Here is a 16,781-nt window from a genome sequence, read left to right as displayed (position 1 = left end):
TACAGTGTTCGCCAGTGAGGCGCATGGACGCCTCGCACGCGCCGCGATGCGATCGGGGAGACCGTCATGACTTTCGACACCGCTCACTGGCAGGCCCGCTTCGAGGAGCTGCGCGCCGCCCACCGCGTCCCGGGCGCGACGCTCGCCGTCCTGGTCGACGGGGAGATCCACGAGCTGGCGAGCGGGGTGCTGCACCGGGGGACCGGCGTGGAGGCCACGACCGACTCGGTGTTCCAGCTCGGCTCGATCGCCAAGGTCTACACCGCGACGCTGGTGATGCAGTTGGCCGAGACCGGCGAACTGGACCTGGACGCGCCGGTGGTGGACGTACTGCCGGAGTTCGCGGTAGCGGACGAGGCCGCCACGAAGACGATCACAACTCGCCAACTCCTGTCTCACACCGGCGGTTTGACCTGCGACTTCACGCATGACACCGGGCGGGGTGACGACTGCCTGGCCAAGTACGTCGAGGCCGCCCGGGGTGTGGCGCTCGACTGCGCGCCGGGTACGGGGGTCTCGTACAGCAGCGTCGGCTACAACGTCCTCGGCCGCATCGTCGAGGTCCTGACCGGCCGGACCTGGGACGAGGCCCTGAAGGAACGCCTCCTCGCACCGCTCGGCGCGGAGCACACCATGACCCTGCCCGAGGAGGCGCTGCGCTTCCGCGCGGCGATGGGCCACCTCGGCGAGCCGGGCCAGGACCCGTCACCGGCTCCGGCCTGGGACCTGATGCCGCGCTCGGCGGGCCCGTACGGCCGAGTGATAGCGAGCGCGGCGGACGTGGTACGCCTGGCGAAGATGCACTTGGACGACGGCGTGGCGCAGGACGGTACGCGAGTGCTGTCCGCTGTGGCGGCCGCCTCGATGAGGCGCCGAGTGGTGGACGTCCCCGACAAGTGGACGGTGAGCGCGGACGGTTGGGGCCTGGGCTGGACCCTGTACGACTGGTCCGGCGACCCCGGCTACGGCCACGACGGCGCGTCCATCGGCCAGTACGCCTACCTCCGCGTGGTCCCCCACGCGAACGTGGCCGTGGCCCTCCTCACGAACGGCGGCGGAGCGCGTCCCCTCTACGCGACCCTGATGCGCGAACTTCTGGCGGAACTGGCGGACGTGGAGATGCCCGCCCCCTTCGAGCCCGCAGCCGAGCCTCCGGCGATCGACTTCACTCCGCTGGTCGGCACATACGCGCGCGAGGGCGTGGTCATCACGGTCACCTCACAGAACGGCAGGGGCCACCTGCGCTACGAGTTCGTCGGCGGCATGAAGGACTTCTCCCCGCCGCTTGAGATCGACCTCTCCCCGGTGACGTCAACGGTCTTCGCGGGCTCGGGCGTCGGCGCGGCCTTCAGCGAGGATTGGATGCCGGTCGTCTTCGCGACGCTGTCGGATGGGACGGCGTGCTGTTACGTGGGGATGCGGGCTGCGCCGAAGGCGGGGTGACGGGTGTCGGGCGCGGGCGGTCCCTGCCGCCCGTCATATGCCCGGCAAACAAGCCTCAGATGAGAGCTTTGGCGCCAATCCTTGGTTGCTGGGCTGCCGCATCGTTCGGGTTCGGACTATTGAGGACAGGAGAGCGACGCTGTCCGATGTCTTGCCTGGCGGGAGGACCGGCCAAGTGATTCTGTCGATCAATGTGGCGGTGCTGCTGGCCGTCATCATCTACGTACGCGTACGGCGGCGCGTGCAGGCGCGCAGTCGGTCCGATCAGTGGCTGACCGTGGCCATTGTGATGGCGTTCGGCGTGCTGGTCGCGCCGACCGGGTTCGGGCAGGGGGTCGAGCACTTCATGGGCCAGCTCGCCGACAGCGTCTCGCGGTCCGGCAGCCCGTGAGGCTCCCCGGCTGTCTTCTCCCACCGGATGGGAACGCTTGATAGAACTGTGCCGGGCCCGGGCGAACGCCGAAGGGCGTTGGGGGATGTGCGGTGCGGATAGTTCTGCTCGGTTCGGTTCAGGCGTACGGCGACGACGCGGCGCCCATTCCCATCGGCGGCGTCCGGCTGCGCATGCTTCTCGCCCGGCTCGCCCTCGACGCGGGGCGCGCGGTGTCCGTGGACGCCCTGGTCGACGGGCTGTGGGGGGAGGAGCCGCCCGCCGATGCGGCCAATGCTCTTCAGGCCCTGGTGTCCCGGCTGCGCAAGGCGCTGCGAGGGACCGGGACCGTTGAATCCGGCGCCGGGGGCTACCGGCTCGCCGTACGCGCCGAGGACGTCGACGCCCACCGCTTCGAGGAGTCGGCCGCGCGGGGCCGAAGGGAACTCGCGGCCGGCCGCTTCGACGCGGCCGCCTCGGCGCTCGCCGTCGCCCTGGGGCTGTGGCAGGGCGCGGCGCTGGCGGACGTCCTGGAGGCCCCGTTCGCCGGGGCCGCCGCCGCGCGGCTCGACGAGATGAAGGCCACCGCCGCCGAGGACCGTTTCGACGTGGAACTGCGGCTCGGCCGGCACGCCGAGGTCCTGGCCGACCTCGGCGCGGCCGCCGCCGCACACCCCCTCAGCGAACGCCTCGCCGAGCTGCGGATGCGCGCCCTGTGGGCGGCGGGACGGCAGTCGGATGCCCTCGCCACGTATGAGGAGATACGGGAGCGGCTGGGAGACGAGCTGGGCGTCGACCCTTCCCCTGAACTCCAGGAAATTCATCTCACCTTGCTCCGGGGGGAGTTGGAGCGGCCCGCCGCCCGGACCAAGGGCTCGGCCAACCGGCTTCCCGCGCGGCTGACCAGCTTCGTCGGGCGCAAGGCCGAGCTCGACCAGCTCGCCGGGCTGCTCACCGCCTCCCGGCTCGTCACCATCGTCGGCCCCGGTGGCGCGGGCAAGACCCGGCTGTCCCTGGAGGCGGTCACCCAGGACCCGGCCCATGCGCGCGGCCGGGTGTGGTTCGTGCCGCTGGGCGCGGTGGGGGCGGCCGATCAGCTGGCCGACGCCGTACTCGGCGCGATCGGCTCCACCGACGGCGGCCTGTACGACGCGGGGCAGGCGGGTCAGAAGACCGACCCCGTCGACCGCATGGCCGAGCTGCTCGACATCGGCGACGCCGTCCTCGTACTCGACAACTGCGAGCACCTGGTCGAGGCGGCGGCGGAGTTGGCCGATCAACTCCTCGAACGCCTCCCTCAGTTGAGGATTCTGGCCAGCAGCCGGGAACCCCTCGCCATCACCGGGGAAGTGCTCTGTCATCTCGGTCCGCTCGACGTGCCCACCGGGACGCCCGAGCCCGCCGTGGCGGCGGAGGCGGACGCCGTACGGCTCTTCGTCGACCGGGCCGCCAGTGTCCGGCCCGGCTTCGCGGTCGACGACTCGACGGTCGGCGCCGTCGTCGAGATCTGCCGCCGCCTGGACGGGTTGCCGCTCGCTCTGGAGCTGGCCGCGGCCAAGTTGCGCTCGATGAGCGTGGACCAGATCGCGCGCCGCCTGGACGACCGTTTCCGGCTGCTCACCTCGGGCAGCCGGACCGCACTGCCGCGCCAGCGCACGCTGCTCGCGGTGGTCGAGTGGAGCTGGGACCTGCTCGACGAGCCCGAACGCGTCCTCGCCCGCCGCCTGTCGGCCTTCCCCGGCGGCGCGACGCTCGCCGCGCTGGAGGCGGTGTGCGCGGACGGTGGCGCGCTTTCGAGCGACGACGTCCTGTACGTACTCGACGCACTGATCGAGAAGTCCCTGGTCACCGCGTCCGACGCGGAAGGATCGGGTGAACCCCGGTACCGGATGCTGGAGACCGTACGCGCGTACGCGGCCACCCGGCTCACCTCGTCCGGCGACGACATCACCGGCCCCTTCGCCGCGTACTTCCTCGCCCTGGCCGAAGAGCATGAACCCCGGCTGCGTACGGGAGAACAGCTCGACGCGATCGCGGTCTTCGACGCCGAACACGCCAACCTCGTCCACGCCCTGCGGACGGCCGTGGCCGCCGGGGACGGGGCTCTGGCCTCGCGTTTCGTCGAGGCGATGTTCTGGTACTGGGGGGTGCGGGGGATGAACACCCAGCTGGAGACGGCCCTCGCCGAGGTGCGGGGGCTCGGGGTCGCGCACGCCCTGATGAGCGGGGTCGACTCGGTGGATTCCGCCGGTGCGCGGGAGTTCCATCCGGCGGGAATGCTCCTCCGGGTCTCCCAACTCGCCTTCGCCGACGAGGAGTCCGTGGACGCGCGGGAGAGCCTGCGGCGGTCGCTGGACTCGCCGGATCCGTGGGTGCGGGCCAGCGCCCACCTCGCGTACGACTTCGTCCTGACCGAGCAGGGCGATCTGCGGACGGGCGAGCCGTCCCGGCTTGAGGCGCTGCGCGGTTTCGAGGCGGTGGGCGACCGCTGGGGGCTGGTGCTGAGCCTGATGCCGGTCGGCCGGGACCACTCGCTGCGGGGTGAACACGCGGCGGCGGTCGCCACGTTCGAGCGGGCCGTGGCGCTCAGCTCCGAGCTCGGCACCGAGGACTTCCTCTATCTCAGCAAGGCGAGGCTGGCGCGGGAGCGGCGGCGCAGCGGCGATCTGGACGGCGCCCGGCGCGACCTGGAGTCCGCGCTGCGGCAGGCGAAGGAGCGCAGCCATCGTCGTCTTGAGGCCAACATCCTGGTGGGCCTCGCCAATCTGCACCGCCGCGCGGGCGACCTCGTACAGGCCAACGGGGTCCTCGACCAGCTGGAGGCGCTGGTACGGCGCCGGGCGATCGCGGTCGAGGTCGCCGAGGACCTGATCGTGAGCACCCGGATGGAGAACCGGCTGGCCGAGGGCGCGGCGGCCCAGGCCCGCGAGCTGCTGCCCCGGGCCGCCGCCGCGCTGTTCGCGCAGGGCGCCGGGGCGGGCCTGGCGTGGGTCGCGGAGCTGCTGGGCGGGCTGCTCGCCCTGGAGGACGACCCGGTCGGCGCGGCCACCGCGCTCGGCATGAGCCAGGTCATCCGGGGCGCTTTCGACGAGGGCGAGCCGGAGCTGCGCGAACTGGTGGACCGGCTGGTGGGGCGGCTCGGCGAGGAGGGCTACCGGGCGGCGTACCGGGTGGGCGCGGGGATGGCGCGGCAGGACGCGCTGAACCGGCTGGCCGAGGAGGTCGGCCAGCCGGTCGCTTGATACTTCGTACGTGGTTCAGCCCGCGTTCTTGCGGTAGGCGCGCATCGCCAGCGGGAAGAAGACCGCGATCAGACCGGCCATCCAGCCGAGGCTGCCGAACAGCGGGCCCGCGACGTCGCCGCCGTTGAGCAGGGCGCGGGTCGTGTCGGCCATCAGGCTGACCGGGTTGACGTCCGACCAGGCCCGCAGCCACCCCGACATGGTCGCGGGCTTCACGAAGACGTTGCTGGCGAAGGTCAGCGGCAGGATCAGGACGGTCATCAGGCCGTACACCGAGCCGGGGGTCTTGGCCAGCATCCCGACGTACACCGACAGCCACGAGAAGCTGAGCCCGAAGCCGATCAGCAGGGCGAACGCGGCCAGGGTCGAGAGCGGGTCGGTGGTGATCCGGTAGCCCATGACCAGGGCGACCGCGAGCAGGGTGACGAGGCACACCACGTAACGGATGACATCGGCCAGTACGGCGCCGATCAGCGGGCTGGAGCGGGCGATCGGCATGGAGCGGAACCGGTCGAACATGCCCGTGCTCGCGTCGGCGTTCAGCGAGGTGCCGATGCCGATGCTGGCCTGGAAGACGGTCATCACCATGACGCCCGGGGCGATCAGCTGGACGTACGCGTGGGTGTCGCCGCCGCCGATGGCGCCACCGAAGAGGTAGACGAACATCAGCATCGAGATGACCGGAGTGAGGACCACATCGGTGAGCTGGGCCGGGGACTTGGCGAACTTGGTGATGCTGCGCCCGGCGAGCGCGAGGCTGTGCCGGACGGTACGGGCGAACCCGAGGCGGAGCGGGGGCGCGGCGGCGTGGCCGCCTGCGGCGGGGGCGTGCGTGGGGGCGGGGGTGATGGTGGGGGCGCTCATGCCGCGTTCCTCTCGGGGGTGGTGTTGCCGGTGTTGTCGTCGGTGGAGCTGGTGCGGCCGGTGAGGGCGAGGAAGACCTCGTCCAGGCTGGGGAGCCGCAGGCCCATCTCGTCGGCGCCGATTCCGGCCGCGTCGAGGCGGCGGGCCAGGGCGGACACGAGGAGCGGGTTGTCGGCGGGGACGGTGAGCAGGCTGGTGTGCTGCTCGTGGGCGGGGGCGGCGCCGGTGAGCTCGGTCAGGATCCCGGCGACCGCGGCCACATCGGTGGACAGCGTCGGCCGCACCTGCATGATCTGCCCGCCGACGCGCCGCTTCAGCTCGCCCGGGGAGCCCTCGGCGACGACCCGGCCCCGGTCGAACACGGTGATGGAATCGGCGAGTTGGTCGGCCTCCTCCAGATACTGCGTGGTGAGCAGCACGGTCGAGCCGTCGGCCACCAGCGCCCGGACGACGTCCCACACCTCGTTACGGGCATGCGGGTCGAGGCCGGTGGTCGGCTCGTCCAGGTAGATCACCTGCGGCCGTCCGACCAGGCTCGCGGCCAGGTCGAGGCGGCGGCGCATACCGCCCGAGAAGGTGCTGATCGGCCGGCTGGCGGCCTCGGTGAGCGAGAACTGCTCAAGGAGTTCGGTGGCCCGTGCCTTGGCGGCCCGCTTCGGCATGTCGAGCAGGCGCCCGATGAGCACCAGGTTCTCGGTGCCGGACAGGGCCTCGTCGACCGAGGCGTACTGCCCGGTGAGCCCGATGAGCTGCCGCACCCGCACCGGGTCGCGCACCACATCGTGCCCCCCGACGGTGGCCCGCCCCGCGTCGGGCCGGATCAGCGTCGACAGAATCCGTACGGTGGTGGTCTTCCCGGCCCCGTTCGGCCCGAGCACCCCGATCACCTTCCCGGCCGGCACCTCCAGGTCGACCCCGTCCAGCGCGACAAAGTCCCCATACCGCTTGACCAGACCCTCGGCCCGGATGGCGTACGACATCTGCTCTCCCCTTTGGATCCCCTCGTGTGGACCCGCTCGCCGTTCTCGATGGGCAAGACGATGCCGGGGGGCGCTGACAGGGGGTTGGCAGGTGGCTGACAGGGGCTGGCGGGGGTGCTGACAGGTGGGGCGGGGCGGCTGTCAGTACGTGACCCGGCCCGGTCGGCGCATGGCCGACAACGTTGCCGAGCTCCTCGACCACGGCACCGCCGTTTACATGCGCCGTTTACATGGATATGCGGCGGGATTAGCGTAAAAGTACAGATGTTGCCAACCACCCTTCGAAGAAGGGAGCAGCCATGTCGTGGACAATCTCCGGCACCTACGTCGCCGGTTGCTCGTGCGCCGTGTTGTGCAGCTGCCCCTACGACGGCCGGCCCCGGGACAACGCGGGCGGCACCGAATGCCTGGGCACGGCCGTCTTCCACGTCGAGAACGGGAATCTCGACGACCTGGACCTCTCCGGTGTGGACTTCGCGTTCTACAACCACTTCCCGTCCAACCTGTCCTCCGGCAACTGGAAGGTCGGCCTGGTCGTGGACAGCTCGGCCGCCGACGAACAGGCGGATGCGCTGGAGAGCATCCTGTCCGGCCGTGAAGGCGGACCGTTCGGCCAGCTCTCGCAGTTCTACGGCGAGTACCTGGGCATGGAACGCGCGAAGGTGTCGCTCACGGACGAGGGCAAGCCCGGCCTCACGGTCGAGGGCAGGACCGAACTCTCCTACGAGCCGCTGATCGGTCCCGACGGCAGCGCCACGAAGATCAAGAACGCCATGTTCGGCTTCGCTCCCGAATTCGAGGTCGGCAGGACGACGGGGCGTTCCGACGCCTTCGGGCTGAGTTACGAGGCGTCGTACGGCGAGACGGCCGACTACGTCTTCACCAGCGAGGAGACCGAGGGAGCGGTCCAGGGGCGCGCCTGAGCGGCCATGAGCCACGGGCGCGTGCCCGCGGGGCCGTGGGCGCGCGCCTGAGGACCATGAACACCGCCTGAGCGGCCGCGACTCACATGCCGCCCATCGACGGCATGGCGCCCTGCAACCCCGGCAGCAACCAGCCCTGGAACGGGGCGAGTACGGCCAGGACGAGGAAGGCGACGCCCACGGCGCGGGCGAGCAGCGGGCCCCGGGACCACAGTTTCTCCACGAAGATCACCACGGCCAGCGCGGCCATGGCCGCCACGTTCATCACGCCGAGCGGAACGAGGACGACCATCAGGCCCGCGCAGCAGCCGACGCAGTAGGCACCGTGGTGGACGCCCACCCGCAGGTCGCGGACCGGCGGCCGGAAGCCCGCGTAGTGCATCAGATGGCTCAGGGGGTCGCGGCAGTGCCGCAGGCAGACGTACTTGAGGGGGCCGAGCTGATACAGACCCGCGAGCAGGAAGGCGACCGAGCCGATCCAGCGTCCGGCGGTGGGGTGGTCGCCCACCAGATCGCCGGTGAAGGCCAGGGCCGCGTACGCGAGGAGCCCGAAGGCGGTCCACACCAGCAGATATCCGCCCACGAACTCCGTCGTACGGGCGACCCGTGTCCAGCCGGACGACTGCCGGCCGATGCCCCGCGCCCAGGTGATGGCGACCGGCGCCATGGACGGCAGCATCATGGCCGCCATCATCGTCACCCAGAGCAGCAGGAACAGGGGCAGCGCCATCCCCATCGTGCCGGGCCCGACCCCCATGTCCCGGGCCTGCCCGACGGTGAGCACCCACGCGGGCACCGCGATCAGAACGACGAGCAACCAGGCCGCCGCGAGATCCCGCTTCGGCAGCAACCCTCCCCCGGGCCCGGTCGGCGAGGGCGACCGGGCGGGTATGAGGACGGAGGTCCGGCTGAAGCGCATCGGGGAGTCCTTCTGCGGATAACTCCAGGAGACCACCCCCGCGTGCGTGCCGCGAGCTCGACCCGGAACGACGAAGGCCCCGACCGGTTTCCCGGTCGGGGCCTTCGTTTATTGCCCGGTGAGAGCAACAGCGGAGGATACGAGATTCGAACTCGTGAGGGGTTGCCCCCAACACGCTTTCCAACTGTTCGTCTGGAGGTCCGAGGGAGACCGGGAACGTTCCGACCTGCGGCGGAGCGGTTGGTGTGCCGCCTTCCGGACGGTCCCGGACGTGGGTGAATGAGACCAGAACTGAGACTGCGTGATCGCGACCGGCAGGCCGGCGAGGTGATCCCGCGATTGCCTCGCTAGATTCCTACTCCTTTGATAATCTCGATGCATGAGTGAGACGCCGTACAGCATCGGCGAGGGGCCGGCGACCAGGGTCAGCCTCTCGCTCCCGGAAGGAACGGCCGAGGCGATCCGGCAGCGGGTGGGCAAGCGCGAGTTCTCTGCGTTCATCGCGGCGGCGGTCGAGCGCGAGCTGCGAGGCCAGGTCCTGGACGAGTATCTGGCTGACTACGAACGCCGTCAGGGGCCTATCTCGGAGCGGGAACAGGTGCGCGCGCGTCAGATCTTCGACGAGGTGTTCGCCGAGGAGGGCGAGTGGCCCGCCGCAAGCTGAGCCATGAGGGCACCCTCGTTCTCGACTGCGAGGGACTGTCCAAGTTCGTCGACGATCACGAGCCGGTCGTCGCGCTGGTTGCCGAGGCCCGCAAGCGCGGCATGGAAGTGGTGATCAGCGCGCTCACCATCATCGAGGCCACCCACCGTCGGACGGACAAAGCGAGACTCGCGTGGGTGCTGTCCGGGGTACGTATCGTCCCCATCGGTGACGAGGACGCCAAAGCTGCCTCCGCGCTCCTGCTGAACACCGGCCTGCACGGCCATAAATACGCCATCGACGCGGTCGTCGCCGAGATGGCGCTGCGGCAGCAGCGGCCGGTCGTGATGCTCACCTCCGACATCGACGACATGGCGAAGTTGTGCGGAGATCGGGTGCGTCTCGTCGCGGTCTGACTCCGCCGCTGACGGGGATTCGGGTTCCGAACCATCCAGTGAATGGTCGCGGAGCAGCTCGACGGGTAAAGCGCTGAACGCTCCGGTGCGTACGCCGGTGCATGGATGCACGTGTACTGAATCCGCGTCGAGAGGGCTGCCCCAGGCATTAGAACTCTCCCTGCACGGCGATTCCGCCGTGGATCAAAGGGAGGGAGTCCGTGTGTATTCGTTCGACGAACAATGGCTGGGGCTGGTTTCCCAGGGGCGGAAGCACCACTTCTTCGAAGGGGAGGTGCTGATCCCGTGGGCGGTGGAGCTGGATGAAGTCCTGGCGCTGACGAACGGGCTGGTGAACGCTGTCATCGACCTGAAGAGCGGCGGCGAGCAGGTGCTGGCATGCCGGAAGCCGCCGTGGGTGCTCGGTGACCTGTCCGCGGTCGAGGGTGGGGTCACCAGTGCGCGAGTGGTGGCTGTGACGCGCGGTACGGCCGTCCGCATCTCTGTGCGAGAGTTCAACGCCTCCCTGGTCCGCAACGGGATCCCTCCTCAGGCCCATGCCCGGGCGCTGCGTTGGGGCTACGACCTCGACCTCAGACATCTCAAGGACCGGATCCTGCCACTGCACACCAGAGTCGCTGTCTTCCTGTCGCAGGTTGCTGGGGAGACCAACCCCCCGGCGCTGAGGGAGTGTCCGCGGGATGTGCTGGCTGGTTTCTTCCACGTCGACCGCCGAACGCTCCAGAAGGCCCTGAAGCGACTGAAGGAAACCGGCGCCATCGCGCTGGGAAGGGAGCAGGTCCTCATCAAGGACAAGCGGGCATTGCACGTGGCCGCCGCGGAGCCGGATGAGTTCTGAGTGGCAAACACGGATGGGGATGAGCCTGTGGGAAACCTTTCCCACAGGCGGAGTTGGCGGTCCCGCACTCTCGGAGCGGCCGCCGCAGTCGCGGGGGGTTCCCGCTTTCCGTCCGTGAGGAGACCGCCCATGGTCGAATCTTCATGCCCTCCCTGGAGCTCAGCCCGTCCATTGCCCTCGTATGTGGGGCTTCTCGGCATCGACGCGGAGGGTTTCACTCGGCTTCCCTCCGTCTCGCACGCCGCAATCAGTCGCCGCATCCCCACACTCGTCGACCGTGCTCTGGTCGCGGCCGGAGCCGGAGAACTGACTCGGAACAAGCGCTTCCCCACCAATTCGGGCGACGGTCTCGTGTTCGGCTTCGACCCCGACTACCTCCCGCTCGTGGTCTGGCCTTTCCTTGACTGCCTTGATGTGGTTCTCGCCGAGCACAACGCGGGGGCCAACGCGCCCCGGCTTCGACTCCGGGCTTGTGTCCACGTGGGGCCCCTCTCCGACTCGGGTGCCCCGGAAGACGGCAACGGCGCTGCCCGCAACGACACGCACAGGTTGCTGGACTCAGTGGCGGTGAAGGATGCTCTCGCACGGTCGAGCGAGGCGGTCACGCATCTGGTCGCGATCCTTTCCGAGCGGGTCTACGAGGAGTGGATCGTCGGCGGATACACCGGTCTCCACCCCGACCGCTGCACACGGGTTGAGGCCACTGTGGCGGGCAAGGAGTTTCGCCGGCCCGCGTGGATCTACGTCCCCGTGCCTTCCGGCAGACCGCTCGCGGACAAGTCGGGGCCCGTGAGTGACTGGCTGCCGGACGTCGAGGGAGCGCGTTCTGCGGGCGGCCGGGGAACGCAGCACGTGGGCAACGGAATCGCGTTCATGGGCTCTGTGTCGGGAGGGCTGCGCTACCTGGCACCGGGGAGCTGTTCGCCCGATGCGCGAGACCGGTGAGCGGGCCAAATCCTCCGGGCGACTTGGCGCCCGGAGGACCACCCGAGGCCACGCAACAGATCGTCGGTGAAGGCGTCGCGGTGTACGGCCTGGTCAATGGCGGCATCAACCATCACACCCACCACCATCACCACGGCGGGGTGCGACCGAGTCCGGCCGTGCCTCAGCCGTCCAAGCCCCTCGAAGCCTGGCTGAACCGGGTTGCCGACGTGGTGGCGGCTGCTGCCGAACTCGCCGATCACCTTCTGCATGTCCACCTCATGAACGGAGGAGATTCATGGCAATGAGCGGATTACGGCAAACCGTCAGCTTCCTTGAGCGCGGGATCGAACGGGAGCTTGCCGACGATCCCCTGCTCACGGTCGACATGGCCGGAGAACCAGTTCGCCTCACGCTGGGAGCAGCACGCCGTGCCCTGTACGAAGGGGCCAGGGACAGCCAGGTGGCTGAGTCGATATGGCTCCAGGTGCTCCGCGCCGCACAGAAGGACGAGGCGACCGGAGGACGCTGGCACCTGTTTGCACTGGGACTGGCCCTGCCCCGGATGCGGGGTGCTGTCCGGTTCGCTGTGGATCGCTTGCGGGTGGACTGGCCCGATGCCGAGTCCGAGGCGGCCACGGGCTTCCTGGAAGCGCTCGCCGACACCGCCGGAGGAGAGTCGGCAGAGCCGGACGCCCTGATGACGGCAGCGTGCCGTCGGCTGTGGCGGTTCGGTAACCGCACGGCCAGGGAGGTACCCGTCGTCGATATCGCGGCGGTCGCCGCAGCACGTACTGCCGGACTCCCGGCTGAAGACGAACTGCCGCCCGAGGACGGCTGGGCACTGGAGGTCACGCCTCCCGACCGGGACGACGGGCTGTCGGCACCGATCCACTTCACGCTGTCACCCGCCACCGTCGAACTCGTCCGTCTCGACGCACTGGCTGACCGGATGGGGCTGAAGGACGTCGTCTACCGGGCACGGCGGCCTGGTGAGGGAACGCCGATTGGCATCTTGTCTCTCCGCCCGGCCGGAGCACCCCGGTGAGCGCCCGGCGGCGCCGGTCCCTGTCCTTCGCCGAGGCGTTCGACCTCCCTCTGACCGTCGATCTTCCGACGGCCGCGCGGGCTCTCGGCATCTGCTCGGCCACCGGCTACAAGCTCATCCGCCTCGGCAGCTTTCCGTGCCCGGTCCTGCGGGTCGGCGGCCAGTACCGCATCCCCACGGCCTTTCTCCTGAGGGCGCTAGGCATCGAGGAAAGGCCTGTGTACACCGTCCCTCTCGACAACGAAGAGGACGAGGTGCCCCGCACACACCACTCTGGAACGGAGGTTCACGCATGACCGTCATGACCTCGACCGCCGCCGAGATCGAACCCTCTGCAGAGCAGCCCCGCACCTGGTCGTGTTTCGTGATCGGTCCCATCGGAGACCGGCACGCGAAGCACGGCAGCGACGAGCGGAACACGTACGAGCGCGCGGTGGAGATCTTCGAGAAGGTCGTTCTGCCGGCGTGCTCCCAACACGGCCTTGTGCCGGTTCGCGCCGACGGGATCGCCGAGGCGGGTGACATCACTGAGCAGATCTGCCGGCACGTGGTCCAGGCCGACATCGTGATCGCCGACGTCAGTGGCGGCAATCCGAACGTCATGTACGAACTGGGCGTCCGGCACGCCACGGGGAAGCCGACGATCTCCATCGGAGAACACGGGCGACTGCCGTTCGACATCTTCTCGGTCAGGACTATCCACTTCTCAAGCAGCAGGAGTGGTCTGATCGAAGCCCGGAAGGAGCTTGAGACAGCCCTTGAATCGGCCCTGAGCGGCTCGTTCCAACCACTCGCACCGGCCAGGATCATGCTCGGGCTGGGCGGCGGGCCACAGGCCGGGGAAGACGCACCAGGTGAGGAACTGGAGGACGAGAATGCGCCGGGCCTGGTGGAGCGCATGACCGTGGTCGAGGAACAGATGGAGGAGATGTCCGAGGACTTGGACGGGACGCTCGTGGCGCTGCAGCGGATTGCCGAATCCGGTGAGGAGTTCCTGCCGACGCTGGGGCAGCCCGGATCCCCGGCCAGCGCTCAGAAGGCGGTACTGCTCAGGTACGCAAGGGAGATCAATGGTCCCGCAGCCGACCTCCGGGCGTACGCCGAGCGCTTCGCGGTCAAGATGACGTCACTGGACGAAACCGTCAAGGCCGTCATCGCCTTCATGCAGGAAGTCTCCACGACGGAGGGCGCGCCCGGAGGGGATTCGTCGGGCTTCCGGACCCAACTCATGGGGATGTCAGCCTCCATCCGGGAGGGGCTGCAGAGCATCGTCCTCCTAGAAGCGGTCTTCAAGATCTTCATGAGCCTCAGCCGAGATCTGCGCACACCCGGCAGGGACATCGCGATGGCGCTCAAGCTCTTCCGGCAGGCTGCCACCCTGATCACGGAGTGGGAGCGCCAGGCCGCCACGCTCTCCTGATCGCACTCGTCCAGGGGCGGGTGACCCCTGGACCCTGGAATGCGCCGAAAGCCCGGACCGCCAAAACGGCCACAGATGCACGACGGAACGCAGAAGGCCCCGCCTGCCGAAGCAGGCGGGGCCTTCTGTAGTGCCCGGTGAGGCACTGGCGGAGGATACGAGATTCGAACTCGTGAGGGGTTGCCCCCAACACGCTTTCCAAGCGTGCGCCCTAGGCCACTAGGCGAATCCTCCGCCGCAAACAATACAAGACGCTGAGGGGTGCTCGCGAACTCGTTCCCCCCGCCGGGATCGGGTACCCTGTGCGGAGCCCCTCACGTGGCGCTATCTGACTGAACTCCCCCAGGGCCGGAAGGCAGCAAGGGTAGGTCGGCTCTGGCGGGTGCGTGGGGGGCGCTTGCGTTTACGGGGTGGAACCGGAGTGCGGGCCGGGTGGCTGGGCGGGGCCGGTTGTCGGTGGGTCCCGATAACCTCGTAGGTGTGTCGTCCCTTGCGCTGTACCGCCGCTACCGCCCGGAGTCCTTCGCCGAGGTCATCGGGCAGGAGCATGTCACCGACCCGCTGCAGCAGGCGCTGCGGAACAACCGGGTCAATCACGCGTACCTGTTCAGTGGGCCGCGCGGATGTGGAAAGACGACCAGCGCGCGCATCCTCGCCCGGTGCCTGAACTGTGAGCAGGGGCCGACGCCGACTCCGTGCGGGGAGTGCCAGTCCTGCCGGGACCTCGCGCGCAACGGGCCGGGGTCCATCGATGTCATCGAGATCGACGCCGCCTCGCACGGTGGCGTGGACGACGCCCGTGAGCTGCGCGAGAAGGCCTTCTTCGGGCCTGCCAGCAGCCGCTACAAGATCTACATCATCGACGAGGCCCACATGGTCACCTCGGCGGGGTTCAACGCCCTGCTGAAGGTCGTCGAGGAGCCGCCGGAGCATCTGAAGTTCATCTTCGCCACCACCGAGCCCGAGAAGGTCATCGGGACCATTCGGTCCAGGACCCATCACTACCCCTTCCGGCTTGTGCCGCCCGGGACACTGCGCGAGTACCTGGGGGATGTTTGTGGGCGGGAGGGCATTCCTGTCGAGGATGGCGTGCTGCCCTTGGTCGTGCGCGCCGGTGCCGGGTCCGTGCGTGACTCCATGTCCGTCATGGACCAGCTCCTCGCCGGTGCCGCCGACGACGGTGTGACGTACGCCATGGCCACTTCTCTTCTCGGCTACACGGACGGGTCACTTCTCGACTCCGTGGTTGACGCCTTCGCCTCCGGGGACGGCGCCGCCGCCTTCGAGGTCGTGGACCGGGTCATCGAGGGCGGGAACGACCCCCGGCGGTTCGTCGCCGACCTGCTGGAACGGCTGCGGGATCTCGTGATCCTCGCCGCCGTCCCGGACGCGGGCGAGAAGGGCCTGATCGACGCGCCCGCCGACGTCGTCGAGCGCATGCAGGCGCAGGCCTCGGTGTTCGGCGCCGCCGAGCTCAGCCGGGCCGCCGACCTCGTCAATACGGGGCTGACCGAGATGCGCGGGGCCACCTCGCCCCGGCTCCAGCTGGAGCTGATCTGCGCGCGCGTGCTGCTTCCGGCCGCGTACGACGACGAGCGCTCGGTCCAGTCCCGGCTCGACCGGCTGGAGCGCGGGGCCAACTTCCAGGTGCCTGCTGCTTCCGGACCCGCGATGGGGTACGTGCCCGGGGCGGACGCCCATCCGCCCATGCCGCCCGCGCCTGTCGCGCAGGGTCCGGGCGGGGGTGCCGAGGCTGCTCGGGCCGCTGCTCGCGGCGGCGCCCCGGCCCCGGCCCCGGCCCCGGCCCCGGTCGCGCAGGCGGCCCCCGTTGCCCCGGTCGCGCCGCCCCAGGCGCCCGCTCCCGTCGCCCCGGAGGCGCCCGCCCCCGGCGCGTGGCCCGGTGCCGCCGCGCCCGGTCAGGGTGGCGGTCAGCGCCCGGGCGCCTGGCCCGGCTCCTCCGCCCAAGCCGCTCCTGCCGCCGGTGCCTGGCCCTCCGCGTCGGCCCCGGGGCAGCCGTCGGCCCCCGAGCAGCCGGCTCCCGCCGCCGCGACCGCCCCGGCCGCCGGTGCCCCCGGCAGCGCCGTCCACGTACGCAATATGTGGCCGGACATCCTGGAGGCCGTGAAGAACAAGCGGCGCTTCACCTGGATCCTGCTGAGTCAGAACGCGCAGGTGGCCGGATTCGACGGCACCACCCTGCAGCTCGGGTTCATCAACGCGGGCGCCCGCGACAACTTCGCGAGCAGCGGCAGCGAGGAAGTGCTGCGCGGGGTGCTCGGCGAGCGGTTCGGCGTGCAGTGGAAGGTCGAGGCGATCATCGACCCGTCGGGCGGCTCCCAGCCCCCGGCCGCCGCGGGCAACTTCGGCGGTGGATCCGGTGGCGCCGGTGGATTCGGCGGCTCCCCGAGCCCGAGCGGCCCCGGCAACTTCGGTGGAGGCGGCAACAGCGCCCCCGGCGGCTTCAACAGTCCCGGAGCCCCCAGCCCCCAGGCCCAGGCCCCCGCTCCGCCCCAGCCCTCCACCCCGGCCGCCCCCGCCCCCGTACAGCAGCAGCCGCAGGCATCCGCACCCGCGCCCGTACGGACCCAGCCCGCCCCCGTCACCCACGAAGCGCCCCCCGTGCGGCCGGAGGACGACATTCCGGAGGATGACGATCCGGATCTCGTCGACAACGCGCTCTCCGGCCACGACCTGATCGTGCGCGAGCTCGGTGCGACGGTGGTGGAGGAATATACGAACGAGTAGCGGTAC

16 protein-coding genes, 1 tRNA gene and 1 other RNA gene are annotated in these 16,781 nt (G+C 70.0%); 14 read left to right on the top strand and 4 right to left on the bottom strand.

Features of this window, described 5'->3' with window-relative positions:
* The first annotated feature begins 66 nt into the window (after positions 1–66).
* From ACT1U9_RS14705 to ACT1U9_RS14695, 3 genes are all read left to right on the top strand, one after another.
* Positions 67–1,443 (top strand): serine hydrolase domain-containing protein, encoded by a 1,377-nt coding sequence (locus tag ACT1U9_RS14705; RefSeq protein ID WP_444538736.1) that lies wholly within the window; start codon positions 67–69, stop codon positions 1,441–1,443.
* 175 nt (positions 1,444–1,618) lie between these two features.
* A complete protein-coding gene (locus ACT1U9_RS14700) occupies positions 1,619–1,834 on the top strand; it encodes a hypothetical protein (RefSeq protein WP_444538735.1) in 216 nt (71 codons plus the stop codon).
* A 92-nt stretch (positions 1,835–1,926) separates the two neighbouring features.
* Complete coding sequence (locus ACT1U9_RS14695; protein ID WP_444538734.1) at positions 1,927–5,055, top strand: BTAD domain-containing putative transcriptional regulator; 3,129 nt, start codon at positions 1,927–1,929, stop codon at positions 5,053–5,055.
* 15 nt (positions 5,056–5,070) lie between these two features.
* Here ACT1U9_RS14695 and ACT1U9_RS14690 read toward each other — a convergent pair whose 3' ends face one another.
* The gene (locus ACT1U9_RS14690) at positions 5,071–5,919 is read right to left on the bottom strand and encodes an ABC transporter permease (RefSeq protein WP_444538733.1); all 849 of its coding nucleotides are present in this window, start codon (positions 5,917–5,919) and stop codon (positions 5,071–5,073) included.
* Positions 5,916–6,899 carry an ATP-binding cassette domain-containing protein gene (locus ACT1U9_RS14685; protein ID WP_444538732.1) on the bottom strand — a complete coding sequence of 328 codons (984 nt, stop codon included), beginning with the start codon at positions 6,897–6,899 and terminating at the stop codon, positions 5,916–5,918. Before ACT1U9_RS14685 ends, ACT1U9_RS14690 begins: the two co-directional genes overlap by 4 nt.
* Before the next feature lie 299 nt (positions 6,900–7,198).
* Between ACT1U9_RS14685 and ACT1U9_RS14680 the strand changes: the two genes are divergently transcribed.
* Entirely contained in the window at positions 7,199–7,822 is a 624-nt protein-coding gene (locus tag ACT1U9_RS14680; RefSeq protein WP_444538731.1) for a DUF1326 domain-containing protein, read from the top strand.
* A gap of 82 nt (positions 7,823–7,904) precedes the next feature.
* Here the strand turns inward: ACT1U9_RS14680 and ACT1U9_RS14675 are convergent, their stop codons facing one another.
* The gene (locus tag ACT1U9_RS14675) at positions 7,905–8,741 is read right to left on the bottom strand and encodes a DUF2182 domain-containing protein (RefSeq protein ID WP_444538730.1); all 837 of its coding nucleotides are present in this window, start codon (positions 8,739–8,741) and stop codon (positions 7,905–7,907) included.
* 379 nt (positions 8,742–9,120) lie between these two features.
* Here ACT1U9_RS14675 and ACT1U9_RS14670 point away from each other — a divergent pair, with 379 nt between their 5' ends.
* From ACT1U9_RS14670 to ACT1U9_RS14635, 8 genes are all read left to right on the top strand, one after another.
* Entirely contained in the window at positions 9,121–9,405 is a 285-nt protein-coding gene (locus tag ACT1U9_RS14670; protein WP_444538729.1) for a hypothetical protein, read from the top strand.
* Positions 9,387–9,800: a PIN domain-containing protein gene (locus ACT1U9_RS14665; RefSeq protein ID WP_444538728.1), complete on the top strand. Its 414-nt coding sequence runs from the start codon at positions 9,387–9,389 to the stop codon at positions 9,798–9,800. Before ACT1U9_RS14670 ends, ACT1U9_RS14665 begins: the two co-directional genes overlap by 19 nt.
* A 202-nt stretch (positions 9,801–10,002) precedes the next feature.
* On the top strand, positions 10,003–10,638 hold the full coding sequence (locus ACT1U9_RS14660; protein WP_444538727.1) for a Crp/Fnr family transcriptional regulator: 636 nt from the start codon (positions 10,003–10,005) through the stop codon (positions 10,636–10,638).
* Between the two features lie 183 nt (positions 10,639–10,821).
* On the top strand, positions 10,822–11,583 hold the full coding sequence (locus ACT1U9_RS14655) for a hypothetical protein (protein ID WP_444538726.1): 762 nt from the start codon (positions 10,822–10,824) through the stop codon (positions 11,581–11,583).
* A gap of 80 nt (positions 11,584–11,663) precedes the next feature.
* Positions 11,664–11,870: a hypothetical protein gene (locus ACT1U9_RS14650; protein ID WP_444538725.1), complete on the top strand. Its 207-nt coding sequence runs from the start codon at positions 11,664–11,666 to the stop codon at positions 11,868–11,870.
* Complete coding sequence (locus tag ACT1U9_RS14645; RefSeq protein ID WP_444538724.1) at positions 11,861–12,610, top strand: hypothetical protein; 750 nt, start codon at positions 11,861–11,863, stop codon at positions 12,608–12,610. Before ACT1U9_RS14650 ends, ACT1U9_RS14645 begins: the two co-directional genes overlap by 10 nt.
* Positions 12,607–12,906 carry a DNA-binding protein gene (locus tag ACT1U9_RS14640; protein ID WP_444538723.1) on the top strand — a complete coding sequence of 100 codons (300 nt, stop codon included), beginning with the start codon at positions 12,607–12,609 and terminating at the stop codon, positions 12,904–12,906. The genes ACT1U9_RS14645 and ACT1U9_RS14640 overlap by 4 nt, the downstream gene beginning before the upstream one ends.
* The gene (locus ACT1U9_RS14635) at positions 12,903–14,030 is read left to right on the top strand and encodes a hypothetical protein (protein ID WP_444538722.1); all 1,128 of its coding nucleotides are present in this window, start codon (positions 12,903–12,905) and stop codon (positions 14,028–14,030) included. The genes ACT1U9_RS14640 and ACT1U9_RS14635 overlap by 4 nt, the downstream gene beginning before the upstream one ends.
* 146 nt (positions 14,031–14,176) lie before the next feature.
* Here the strand turns inward: ACT1U9_RS14635 and ACT1U9_RS14630 are convergent.
* A tRNA-Ser gene (locus tag ACT1U9_RS14630) sits at positions 14,177–14,264 on the bottom strand.
* A 71-nt stretch (positions 14,265–14,335) separates the two neighbouring features.
* Here ACT1U9_RS14630 and ffs point away from each other — a divergent pair.
* An RNA gene (ffs, locus tag ACT1U9_RS14625) (signal recognition particle sRNA small type) lies at positions 14,336–14,434 on the top strand.
* Positions 14,435–14,510: 76 nt separating this feature from the next.
* Positions 14,511–16,775, top strand: coding sequence for a DNA polymerase III subunit gamma and tau (locus tag ACT1U9_RS14620; protein WP_444538721.1), 2,265 nt, complete (start codon positions 14,511–14,513; stop codon positions 16,773–16,775).
* Positions 16,776–16,781: the final 6 nt, after the last annotated feature.

Source organism: Streptomyces sp. BR1, from assembly GCF_052373795.1.
Classification (GTDB): Bacteria; Actinomycetota; Actinomycetes; order Streptomycetales; family Streptomycetaceae; genus Streptomyces.
The sequence above is the reverse complement of the archived record's forward strand: the minus strand, read 5'-3'. Positions and strand labels throughout refer to the sequence as shown.

Bases quoted from the DNA above. Each gene is read 5' to 3' on its own strand.
- ACT1U9_RS14705 (WP_444538736.1), top strand. From the start codon at position 67: ATGACTTTCGACACCGCTCACTGGCAGGCCCGCTTCGAGGAGCTGCGC.
- ACT1U9_RS14690 (WP_444538733.1), bottom strand. From the start codon at position 5,919: ATGAGCGCCCCCACCATCACCCCCGCCCCCACGCACGCCCCCGCCGCA.
- ACT1U9_RS14685 (WP_444538732.1), bottom strand. From the start codon at position 6,899: ATGTCGTACGCCATCCGGGCCGAGGGTCTGGTCAAGCGGTATGGGGAC.
- ACT1U9_RS14680 (WP_444538731.1), top strand. From the start codon at position 7,199: ATGTCGTGGACAATCTCCGGCACCTACGTCGCCGGTTGCTCGTGCGCC.
- ACT1U9_RS14675 (WP_444538730.1), bottom strand. From the start codon at position 8,741: ATGCGCTTCAGCCGGACCTCCGTCCTCATACCCGCCCGGTCGCCCTCG.
- ACT1U9_RS14670 (WP_444538729.1), top strand. From the start codon at position 9,121: ATGAGTGAGACGCCGTACAGCATCGGCGAGGGGCCGGCGACCAGGGTC.
- ACT1U9_RS14645 (WP_444538724.1), top strand. From the start codon at position 11,861: ATGGCAATGAGCGGATTACGGCAAACCGTCAGCTTCCTTGAGCGCGGG.
- ACT1U9_RS14635 (WP_444538722.1), top strand. From the start codon at position 12,903: ATGACCGTCATGACCTCGACCGCCGCCGAGATCGAACCCTCTGCAGAG.